Annotated in this window: 10 protein-coding genes, 1 tRNA gene and 1 pseudogene; 4 read left to right on the forward strand and 8 right to left on the reverse strand. The window is 40.9% G+C overall.

The features are described 5' to 3' along the window. Nucleotides 1-11 precede the first annotated feature (11 nt). From secD to queA, 4 genes and pseudogenes are all read right to left on the reverse strand, one after another. A pseudogene (gene secD, locus JCM15074_RS22710) lies at nt 12-1,861 on the reverse strand (protein translocase subunit SecD). Between the two features lie 16 nt (nt 1,862-1,877). Then, nucleotides 1,878-2,207, reverse strand: coding sequence for a preprotein translocase subunit YajC (gene yajC, locus JCM15074_RS16525; RefSeq protein ID WP_025822561.1), 330 nt, complete (start codon nt 2,205-2,207; stop codon nt 1,878-1,880). Between the two features lie 28 nt (nt 2,208-2,235). Continuing rightward, on the reverse strand, nt 2,236-3,360 hold the full coding sequence (gene tgt / locus JCM15074_RS16530; RefSeq protein WP_025822563.1) for a tRNA guanosine(34) transglycosylase Tgt: 1,125 nt from the start codon (nt 3,358-3,360) through the stop codon (nt 2,236-2,238). Between the two features lie 153 nt (nt 3,361-3,513). Further along, nucleotides 3,514-4,551, reverse strand: coding sequence for a tRNA preQ1(34) S-adenosylmethionine ribosyltransferase-isomerase QueA (gene queA / locus JCM15074_RS16535; RefSeq protein WP_025822565.1), 1,038 nt, complete (start codon nt 4,549-4,551; stop codon nt 3,514-3,516). 230 nt (nt 4,552-4,781) lie between these two features. Here queA and JCM15074_RS16540 point away from each other — a divergent pair, with 230 nt between their 5' ends. The 4 genes from JCM15074_RS16540 to JCM15074_RS16555 all read left to right on the forward strand — a co-directional run bounded on the left by JCM15074_RS16540 (nt 4,782) and on the right by JCM15074_RS16555 (nt 8,006). Further along, nucleotides 4,782-5,375 (forward strand): acyl carrier protein phosphodiesterase, encoded by a 594-nt coding sequence (locus JCM15074_RS16540; protein ID WP_025822568.1) that lies wholly within the window; start codon nt 4,782-4,784, stop codon nt 5,373-5,375. 99 nt (nt 5,376-5,474) lie between these two features. Further along, nucleotides 5,475-5,876 carry a thioredoxin domain-containing protein gene (locus JCM15074_RS16545; protein ID WP_159105309.1) on the forward strand — a complete coding sequence of 134 codons (402 nt, stop codon included), beginning with the start codon at nt 5,475-5,477 and terminating at the stop codon, nt 5,874-5,876. Between the two features lie 40 nt (nt 5,877-5,916). Next, nucleotides 5,917-6,570, forward strand: coding sequence for a pseudouridine synthase (locus tag JCM15074_RS16550; protein WP_025822572.1), 654 nt, complete (start codon nt 5,917-5,919; stop codon nt 6,568-6,570). A 77-nt stretch (nt 6,571-6,647) separates the two neighbouring features. Next, nucleotides 6,648-8,006, forward strand: a complete 1,359-nt coding sequence (locus JCM15074_RS16555) for a Gfo/Idh/MocA family protein (protein WP_025822573.1) — start codon at nt 6,648-6,650, stop codon at nt 8,004-8,006. A 55-nt stretch (nt 8,007-8,061) separates the two neighbouring features. On the opposite strand, the gene sstT is transcribed toward JCM15074_RS16555, so the two are convergent. The 4 genes from sstT to JCM15074_RS16575 all read right to left on the reverse strand — a co-directional run bounded on the left by sstT (nt 8,062) and on the right by JCM15074_RS16575 (nt 11,510). Then, a complete protein-coding gene (sstT, locus tag JCM15074_RS16560) occupies nt 8,062-9,285 on the reverse strand; it encodes a serine/threonine transporter SstT (RefSeq protein WP_025822575.1) in 1,224 nt (407 codons plus the stop codon). A 212-nt stretch (nt 9,286-9,497) separates the two neighbouring features. Next, nucleotides 9,498-9,968, reverse strand: coding sequence for a dual specificity protein phosphatase family protein (locus JCM15074_RS16565; protein WP_025822577.1), 471 nt, complete (start codon nt 9,966-9,968; stop codon nt 9,498-9,500). A gap of 21 nt (nt 9,969-9,989) precedes the next feature. Beyond that, on the reverse strand, nt 9,990-11,273 hold the full coding sequence (locus JCM15074_RS16570) for a DEAD/DEAH box helicase (protein WP_025822579.1): 1,284 nt from the start codon (nt 11,271-11,273) through the stop codon (nt 9,990-9,992). A gap of 161 nt (nt 11,274-11,434) precedes the next feature. Beyond that, nucleotides 11,435-11,510 (reverse strand) — tRNA-Glu (locus JCM15074_RS16575). Between the last annotated feature and the right edge of the window lie 78 nt (nt 11,511-11,588).

Genomic DNA, 11,588 nt, shown 5'->3' on the forward strand with positions numbered 1-11,588 from the left:
ATCAACTCCCGTTAGATTGATAGTTTCTTAATACGCTTACCACCCCAAATCGCATTCACAATTGCACGTGAACCGACAACGGCTGTAAACATTGAAGTCGCAATACCAATCATTAACGTTACCGCAAAGCCTTTCACTGCACCGGTACCCACAGCAAATAAAATTAACGCTGTAATAAAGGTGGTGATGTTAGCATCGGCAATGGTAGAGAACGCATTAGCATAACCTTCATGAATCGCTTGCTGGACACTGCGGCCATTACGTAACTCATCACGAATACGCTCGTAAATAAGTACGTTACCGTCCACAGCCATACCCACAGTCAATACCATGCCCGCAATACCAGGTAGGTTAATACCGCACCAGGGATCATCGACATAATACCTACGATCATGATTAAGTTTGCGCATAACGCTAGGTTTGCAATAAAACCAAATGCACGGTAATAAATCACCATGAAAATAAGTACGATTGCCATACCCCAGATCATTGCTTGCAGACCATTTTCAATGTTCTGTTGACCTAAGCTAGGACCAATTGTACGTTCTTGTACAATTGATACAGGCGCAATCAAAGCACCAGCACGAAGTAATAGTGCAAGATTTTGTGATTCCGCATGGTCAAGACCTGTAATCACAAAGTTACGACCAAGACGGGCTTGAATCGTTGCAACTGAAATAACTTCTTCGATTTTCTTTAATTTAACGCTGCCATCAGGATTGCGCTTACCACTGTCTTTATATTCAATAAACAGGGTAGCCATTGGCTTACCAATGTTGTCCTTAGTTACGTTAGAGAAAATGTTGCCGCCTTTAGCGTCTAAGTTAATGCTCACTTGTGGTCGGCTGTATTCGTCAAAGCTTGGTTGTGCACCAGTGATATGATCACCAGTTAACATCACCTCTTTCTTCAATACAACAGTACCGCCACCACGACGCTTATAAACTTCAGAACCTGCAGGAACTAAACCATTTTGCGCAGCACTTGGGTCAGCTTGCTCATCAACCATATGGAATTCAATCGATGCCGTAGCACCAAGAATTTCTTTAGCGCGAGCCGTATCCTGCACACCAGGTAGTTCAACGATAATACGGTCTGAACCTTGACGTTGTACCACTGGCTCTGCCACACCTAACTCGTTAACACGGTTACGAATGGTAGTAATATTCTGCAGTAATGCTTCTTCTTTAACTTGCTTTAAGTAAGTTTCACTCATTGTCGCAAGTAATGTGTAGTTATCACCAGATGAAGCATCGGTGAAGACCATTTCATTACCACGAGTCTTAAGGAAGTTCTCAGCTTTGTTCAAGCTTTCTGCATTACGGAATTTGATTTCAATTCCCTTCGCAGTTTGGCGAATACCCGCATAACGGATACGTTCTTCACGTAGTTGGCCACGGAAGTCAGCAACTTTAGCTTCTTCCATTTTACGAATTGCTTCGTTCATATCCACTTCCATTAAGAAGTGAACACCACCACGTAAGTCCAAACCAAGCTTCATAGGTGAAGCACCAATATCAGCTAGCCATTTTGGTGTCGCAGGCGCTAGATTTAACGCTACTGTATAATTTTCGCCTAATGCTTTCGCAATAGCTTCTTTAGCCAGTAACTGCTGATCAGCGTTTTGCATACGAACTAATAACTGACCATTTTCAAGAGACGAACGCTTAATTGCAATTCCCTTGCTCTTTAAAATATCAGTTACTTCAGCTTGAGTAGCTGCGGTAACCTGAGCACCGCGTGTAGCAACCACTTGAACTGCATGATCTTCACCAAATAAATTGGGAATAGCATACAGAAAACACACGGCGACGATTAACGCCACCATGATGTTTTTCCACATAGGGTATTTATTTAACACGCCTTAGCCCCCTCGATTACGACTGGATAGAGCCTTTAGGCAATACCGCTGCAATGTAATCTTTTTTGATGGTAATTTGAGTTGTTTCGTTAAGGCTTAACAAAACATATGCATCTTCATCGCTAATTTTTGCGATTTTACCAACGATACCACCGCTAGTAAGCACTTCATCACCTTTACCTAAAGAAGACATTAGGTTTTTATGTTCTTTAACACGCTTTGATTGTGGGCGGAAAATCATAAAATAAAAGATAAGGCCAAAAACGACCAACATGAAAATTAATTCCATAGTACCACCACCCTGAGGTGTTCCAGCAGCATTAGCATAAGCATTTGAAATAAACATATTTTTCTCTTCTTTTTAGCAATAAAAATTAATCTTTTAATTCAGGTACTTCACGACCTTGACTGGTATAGAAGTGCTCAACAAAAGCGTCTAATTTACCCTCTGCAATCGCACCACGCAAACCTTCCATCAAACGCTGATAGTAACGAAGGTTATGAATAGTGTTTAATCTTGCACCTAAGATTTCATTACAACGATCTAAGTGATACAAGTAAGCACGAGAATAGTTTTTACAGGTATAGCAATCACATTCTGCATCTAATGGTGCAGTGTCTTCACGGTGACGTGCATTACGGATCTTAATTACACCTTCAGATGTAAATAGATGACCATTACGCGCATTACGTGTTGGCATAACACAGTCAAACATATCAACGCCGCGGCGAACACCTTCAACTAAATCTTCAGGCTTACCCACGCCCATTAGGTAACGTGGTTTATCAGCAGGGATTTGCGGACATACGTGTTCTAAAATACGGTGCATATCTGCTTTTGGCTCACCTACAGCAAGGCCACCAATTGCATAACCATCAAAACCGATATCTAACAAACCAGTTAAGCTTTCATCACGTAAGTCTTCATATACACCACCTTGAATAATACCAAATAGTGAATTTGGATTTTCAAGACGATTAAACTCATCACGTGAACGCTTAGCCCAGCGTAAAGACATCTGCATTGATTTACGAGCTTCATCTTCAGTCGCAGGATATGGTGTACATTCATCAAAAATCATTACTACATCAGAACCTAAAGAGTTCTGAATTTGCATTGATTTTTCTGGATCTAAGAAGATCTTCTCACCATTAATTGGTGAACGGAAATGAACACCTTCTTCAGTGATCTTACGAATGTCACCTAAACTGAATACTTGGAATCCACCTGAATCAGTTAAAATTGGACGTTGCCAATTCATAAAATCATGTAGATCACCATGCTTACGCATCACTTCTTCACCAGGACGTAACCATAAGTGGAAAGTGTTACCTAGCAGAATATCAGCACCAGTTGCACGCACTTCTTCAGGCGTCATACCTTTCACAGTACCGTAAGTACCAACAGGCATAAATGCAGGAGTCTCTACGGTGCCACGCTCAAATATCAAGCGACCACGACGTGCGCGGCCATCAGTTGTATCTAATTCAAATTTCATCTCAATTCACCTTGCCAGAGAAACAGTCTGACACTTAACTTAATGACACTAGTGTCTATGTAATGGGGGTAATTTACCCTATTTCAACATTTGATTAAAATAAAATACCCATCATGGTTTATTTTGACGGGTATTTTAATTCAATTTATTCAATTAGTTTGTTTTTTTAGTCACAAACATGGCGTCGCCATAACTAAAGAATCGATATTTATTGGCAACAGCATGTTCGTAGGCGGCAATAACATGATCAAACCCCGCAAAAGCACTCACTAACATGATCAGCGTTGACTCAGGCAAATGAAAGTTAGTCACCATGGCATCCACCACTTGAAACTCATAACCGGGATAAATAAAGATATCTGTATCACCATTGAATGCTTCAAGTTCATTTTCACTCGCTCTAGCGGCGCTTTCTAATGAGCGTACTGATGTTGTACCAACAGCAATTACTCGGCCACCGTTAGCTTTAGTTTCAGCAATTTGTGCGACGACTTCTGCTGGCACCATCGCCCATTCTGAGTGCATTTTATGATCCAAAATGTCATCGACTCGAACTGGCTGGAAAGTACCCGCACCCACATGTAAAGTGACAAATGCGGTATTAACACCTTTAGCCTTTAATGCTACAAGCATCGCGTCATCAAAATGTAGGCCTGCTGTTGGCGCAGCTACCGCACCGGGTGTTTGATTATAAACAGTCTGGTAACGTTCTTTGTCAGCATCTTCATCTGGACGATCAATATATGGCGGCAACGGCATATGGCCTACAGCTTCTAGTACTTCTAAGATGGTTAATTCACTTAAAAGTTCTAATTCAAATAATGTATCGTGACGGGCAGCCATGCGCATCTGATAACCACCATCTAGGTTGATTAACGTATCAACTTTTGGAGATTTAGAACTACGCACATGTGCTAAAATACGCTTATCATCAAGCATACGCTCAACTAGAATCTCTAATTTACCACCCGTAGCCTTTTGACCAAACAAACGCGCAGGAATAACTCGAGTGTTGTTAAACACCATTAAATCACCTGGTGCTATCATCTCAAGTAGATCAGTAAAGTGCTTATCTTCGATCTGACCACTATTACCTGACAACGTAAGTAAACGTGACGCCGTTCTATCAGGCGTAGGATAACGAGCAATAAGCTCATCTGGTAGGTCAAACGAAAAATCTGCAACGCGCATGGTAGTCTCTCATTAGCTATAATCGGCGGCTAGTCTATTGTTAGCGGCCAATAATATCAAGATCCAATAGTCGCTTAGGCCAGCAGTTAACCGTTGAAACGGGGTTAAATCAATTTTTTGCCCAATAATTTAGCAAAAGAGCTTAAATTTAATTCATTTTATTTGAATGTAAGTTTCATCTTATGCATCCCCCGTGTTAAGTTAAGTCATCCCCCTACCTAGTCGTAATTATGAATTTTTTAGCACATCTACATTTGGCAGATAATAGCCGCACATCATTAGCAGCCAACCTAGCAGGTGATTTTTGCAAAGGCGCTATCAGCAATCACCCAAAATCACTACAACAAGGTTTATGGTTACATCGACAAATAGATCAGTTAACTGATAGTCATGAATTAACCATGGAGTTAATTCAGGCGTTTCCAAAATCATTACAACGAGTTGCTCCTATTTTGATGGATCTCGCCTTCGATCATATGCTGGCAAAATATTGGGATGAATATCATCACCAACCTTTAGCTGATTTTTGTCAGTATGCTTATCAACAACTACAACAGCATCCAGATCTGCCAGAACAGCTCCGTACTATTGTACCGACAATGCAGCAACAAAATTGGTTAGCCGCATATGAAACTCGGGAAGGTTTAAATAAAGCGATTAACGGTGTAAGTAAGCGCTTATCTAAACCTGAGTTGTTTGATGGTGCGACTAAAACAGTCGAAAAGATGGATATCGAAATCGAAATAGCCTTCCGTACCTTTTACCCACAATTGATGGCTTATAGCCGCATTTGGACTCGTAAAACGCCAGCTGAATATCTATAAATGCTAAAAAATAAACGAAGAGTCGCACTCAAACTCATACGTGATGTATCGGTACTGCTCTTCGTACTTTACCTCGTAAGCTACTACCAACAACGTAATATGAACCATGGTAACGCATTACCAATACAGGGATTGTCCACCACAGGACAGATTCTCGATAATCAGCAGTTTGATTCAGCTTATTTAATCTACTTTTGGGCTACCTGGTGCGGAGTCTGCAAAATGACATCTCCCGCAGTCAGCGACATTGCGGCGCAGTCTCCCGTCATTGCCGTAGCAGTAGCATCAGGCAGCAATACCCTGATCAATCAATTTCTGGCAACCAATAACTACCAATTTTCGAGTTTAAACGTCGATTCTATTCCCGGCCAATGGCGTGCTGAATACCTACCCGCTATTTATATTGTCGACAAAAAGGGACAAATTCGTTTCGTTACGACAGGAATAAGCTCAAAGTGGGGCTTAACATTAAAATTATGGATCGCAGACACTTGGTGGTAACTCCTGATTTTGCTAGAATCCTCGCTCCAAAGGAGAACTCATGCATATTTTTGATTACAACCCCCCTTCCGTTCCTTGGTTAGACATTCGCTATATAGATCGCGATATGATTGCCATAAATAAACCTTCGGGTTTGCTATCTAATCCAGGTATTGCTGCGCATACGCATGATTGTGCGCTTACTCGCCTACAAGAACGCTATCCTGAAGCCATTTTGGTACATAGGCTTGACTGTGCGACCTCTGGCATTATGATTTTTGCTCGTAATAAGAAAGCTGAATCGAGCTTGAAAACGCAATTTCAAGACAGACAAACAACTAAGGTTTATATTGCTGAAGTTGCAGGGCGACTTGAACACTCACAGGGAATAATTGATTTAGCCATTGCTCCAGATTTGGAACATCGTCCTTTACAAAAAGTGTCGACATCAGGCAAATCAGCCATCACTGAATATAAAGTACTAGCGTACAGAGACAACTCAACATTGGTTGAGCTCACCCCACAAACAGGACGCACTCACCAACTTCGAGTACATATGCAAGCATTAGGGCATACTATTCTTGGTGATGACTTCTATGGTGATGATAAGATTATCTCAGCCCGTCCAAGATTATGTTTGCATGCCCAGCAGCTCACCATATTGCAGCCCTACCGCAAAACTCCAGTCACACTTTACAGCAAACATCCGTTTTAAAATCATATCGTTTAAAGGAGCATTGCGCTCCTTTATGATATAACTTTCCTTGGGTACTTTTTAGCCAAGGATGATTAATGAAACAGATAAACCGCCGTGACTTTCTAAAAGCCACCTCTTATGCTGCAGCAGGTCTTGCAACAAGCCAAGTCTCTGCAGGTAATAGCGCTTCTGCTAACAATAATGCTTCAGTTATTGGCCTCATTAGCCCCAAACTCGATATCGTAAAAGTGGCATTTATTGGTGTTGGTCAACGTGGCTTTGGTCATGTTAAACATTTTTGCCACCTTGATGGCGTTGAAATAAAAGCAATATGCGATCCTGACCAACAAGTATTGGATAGAGCGATTAACTATGTCACTCAACAAGGGATCACTCGCCCCGCAGCCTACAGTAATGGTAATTATGCCTATCAAGAAATGCTCAATAGAGATGATATCGATATCGTTATTATTTCAACACCATGGTCATGGCATGCACCAATGGCAATCGATACCATGCAAAGCGGTAAACACGCTTTTGTCGAAGTCCCTTTAGCACTTAGTGTTGAAGAATGCTGGCAGATCGTTAATTGCAGCGAGCAAACTCAAAAACATTGCATGATGATGGAGAATGTTAACTACGGTCGTGATGAATTGATGGTACTTAACATGGTCCGGCAAGGCCTATTTGGTGAATTATTACATGGTGAAGCGGCTTATATTCATGAACTAAGATGGCAAATGAAAGAGTTCACTCAAAAAACGGGGTCATGGCGCACCTTTTGGCATACTAAACGTAATGGCAATTTGTATCCAACGCATGGTCTTGGCCCTGTGGCTCAATATATGAATATTAATCGTGGTGATAGATTTGACTATTTAACCTCGATGAGTTCACCAGCTCTTGGGCGGCAACTGTACGCACAACGAGAGTTCCCAGCCGAGCATGGTCGCAATCAATTAAAGTATATCAATGGCGACATCAATACCACGCTAATAAAGACAGTTAAAGGCCGAACAATCATGGTTCAGCATGATACGACAACTCCGCGCCCTTATAGCCGTCATAATTTGATCCAAGGCACTAATGGTGTATTTGCAGGGTTCCCAAATCGCATTGCGATAGAACAAGGAGGTTCAGGCAACTTCCATCAGTGGGATACAGATATGCAACCTTGGTATGCGAAATATGAGCACCCTCTTTGGCAACGTATGGGCCAAGAAGCACAAAAGAATGGTGGCCACGGTGGCATGGACTTTCTCATGCTATGGCGTATGGTTTATTGCCTACGCAATGGTCAACCATTAGATCAAGATGTCTATGATGGAGCCAGCTGGTCAGTCATTAATACATTGAGCGAGCAATCGCTCAATAACCGCAGTAATTCAATCACAATTCCTGACTTCACCCGCGGCGCATGGCAAACAGCAAAGCCATTAGCAATCGTAAGTTGAGTAAATAAAAACGGTGGCCTTAGCCACCGTTCAATTAAGCTTGATGAGTATAACTTTATGCTTGATTACGTTCCGCAGCTTCACACGCTGCGGCGGTAAAGACTACGTCTGTTGAGCTATTCAACGCAGTTTCTGCTGCATCTTGAATCACACCAATAATGAAACCAACCGCAACCACTTGCATTGCAATCGAGTTATCAATACCAAACAAACTACAAGCTAATGGAATTAATAGTAATGAGCCACCTGCTACGCCTGATGCACCACAAGCAGATACAGCAGCAACAATACTCAGTAGCAAGGCAGTCATAATATCAATTTCAATCCCCATGGTATGCACAGCGGCAAGGGTTAAAATAGTAATGGTAATTGCTGCGCCACCCATGTTGATTGTTGCCCCTAATGGGATCGACACAGAATAAGTATCTTCATGTAACTTCAGCTTCTCGCATAACGCCATGTTCACTGGAATATTAGCTGCACTTGAGCGAGTGAAGAAAGCCGTCATACCACTTTCGCGTAAACACTGGAATACTAAAGGATATGGGTTACGACGTATTTTATAGAATACGATAAGAGGATTAACCACTAATGCCATAATTGCCATTGCAGAAAGCAATACTGCTAATAAATGAGCATAGCCAGCTAATGATTCAAATCCGCTTTTAGCAAAAGTTGCCGCAACTAATCCGAAAATACCAATTGGTGCTAAACGAATAATAAAACGCACCATTTGCGAAATACCATGACTCACATCAGCAAATAATTGCTTGGTCGAGTCACTCGCATGATGTAGCGATAAACCAAGGCCTACACCCCAAGCTAAAATGCCGATATAGTTGCCCGTCATTAATGCATTAACAGGGTTATCAACTAATTGGAAAAGCAAGGTATGGATAACTTCTAAAATACCTTCTGGTGGTGTAGTACCAGCAGCACCTGTGACTAACACTAAATTAGTTGGGAATAAAAAGCTTAATGCTACAGCCACAACCGCAGCGGCAAAGGTACCGAAAAGATATAGTACGACAATCGGCTTCATATTAGTTTTAGCATTTTTCTTTTGATTGGCAATTGAAGATGCTACTAAAATAAATACTAATATTGGCGCGATGGCTTTTAACGCACCAACAAATAATTCACCAAAAAATGAAATAGATAGTGCTGTTTGAGGGGCAAAGGTTGCAAGTAAAATACCCGCTACAATACCGACTAAAATTTGCAGCACTAAGCTGCTATTAGCAACTCGCGCTAATAATGATGATGAATTGTTACTCATTGCTTGACCTTATTAGAATAATTTTTTGTGGGCTTACGCCTCTGAACAATCTTTGTATCTAATGTTATCGCCATTGTCTAGTATTCCATTCAATACCCACCGACAAATTACCATTACTTTACATTTAAAGCTCAAGACGATCACATCACCCGCATTAATGTAAATAATAAAGGCGCTACTAGAGCGCCTTATCCACACTATATTAATAATAACTAATCTTGCAATGCATATAAAACATCAAATACAAATTGATCCCATCCCTCGGATGAAAATGCGATATCTCTTATTGCCCTCACCTGACTCACGGCATGTAATGGTGCAGCACCCGAGCACATTAAATAATATGCCATAACAAGCCCAGTTCGGTCCTTACCTGAACGACAATGAATAAGTACCTTATTCCCTAATGCTTGTTGTTCTTGAATAAACTTCAATGCCTTAGGTAACCGTTCAACACAAATCGAGAGATCACTTTCTTGTGGTGGGATGTTATCAGGTAACTCTTGATGACAATATGCAAAACCCATTTGTGAAATAGAGTCAACGTTACAGCCATCAGCATTATTAACAGACAAAATGGCTCTAAAACCGTTTTGATATAGCTCTGCAAGATCCCAATCCAGTTTATTTGGACCACTACGACCTGCAATTTCACCTTCAACTAACCAGAACACATCACGCATAGCATTTTCCTAGAACTAAGGTTACTTAGTTTTACTGCCCCAAATATCAACATTAACTGCTGGTTTATTTTTACGCTTCTTTTTGCCTGTTCCTTCAGGTTTAGCCATCGGTTTAGCATCCCTAGACGGACAGTCTAGTGGCGCTTCATCATCAGCCTCAAATCCAATAATTTGCTCTTTTACAAGCTCTAATTTATTTTTCTTATCGATCACATTAAAATGATGGAATTCATCATGTGAAATAAGACTAATCGCTTCACCATTTTCACCTGCACGACCACAACGACCAATCCGATGAGTATAATCAGCAGGACTTCTTGGTAGTTCAAAGTTAATAACGACAGGTAGCTTTTGAATATCAATACCACGAGCAGCGATATCAGTTGCGATAAGCACCTTTATATCACCAGTTTTAAATGCTGATAATAATTTAGTTCGTGCATTTTGAGCTTTGTCACTATGAAAAACTTCAGCAGTAATGCCACGTTTAGCCAATTTACTTGCTAAATGATCACAAGTTCTCTTAGCACTCGCAAAAACTAATACCTGTTGCCAGTTATTTTCTTTAATTAAGTGCGCTAAAAGCGCAGTCTTATTAGGCTTATTTACTGTGATAACACGTTGATTAATTGTTTCCACAGTCTGTTCAAGCTGAACTTTAACCGGTGCATTTAATAACGCATCAGCAAAACTAATAATCTCATCAGGGAAAGTTGCTGAAAAAAGTAACGTTTGACGTTTTTTAGGTAATAACTTGATGATTTGATTCAGTTCATCAGCAAACCCAAGACCGAGCATACGGTCAGCTTCATCCAATACAAGATGCTTAACTTTAGACAATTTCACGGCATTGCTTGCGATAAGATCCAATAAACGCCCAGGCGTCGCAACGATAAAGTCTGCACCACCTCGTAACTTAAGCATTTGCGCATTAATTGATACGCCACCTAATACCGTTACAATTTTAGGCTTACGTGCAAACAGTACTGAATAACTAATGAGTGAATCGGTAATTTGTTGCGCTAATTCTCGAGTTGGTACCAAAATTAATGAATTAACATAATTACCACGTTCAGAGGTCTCAGCAGTTAAAAGGTGTCTCTGTAATAAAGGAATGGCAAAAGCCGCTGTTTTACCTGAGCCAGTTTTAGCTCCGGCAAGTAAATCTTGCCCTTGTAAAATATGAGGAATTGAGCGCTGCTGAATTTGTGTAGGTTCTGAATAATTTAACTCAGCCAAACGAGATAGTAGCTCAGGTGCTAAGCCAAGAGTGTCAAACTGAATATTTTTAGAAACGCTGCTCATATTTATTAATAATCGATGAAGTAATGGAATATTTTAACTGATTTAAACAAGAAAGGCTTATATAAAACTGTGAATTGTGGGAAATACAATACAAAAAAACCACCCTAAAGGTGGCTTTGCTAGAGCAATCGCCCTAAATCTATATTTAACCATAAAATAAGTGGTATCCCCTAGGGGATTCGAACCCCTGTTACCGCCGTGAAAGGGCGGTGTCCTAGGCCTCTAGACGAAGGGGACCTTGAACTTATTTTATAAAATATGGTGGAGCTATGCGGGATCGAACCGCAGACCTCCTGCGTGCAAGGCAGGCGCTCT

The organism is Shewanella marina JCM 15074 (assembly GCF_000614975.1).
Taxonomy (GTDB): Bacteria; Pseudomonadota; Gammaproteobacteria; order Enterobacterales; family Shewanellaceae; genus Shewanella; species Shewanella marina.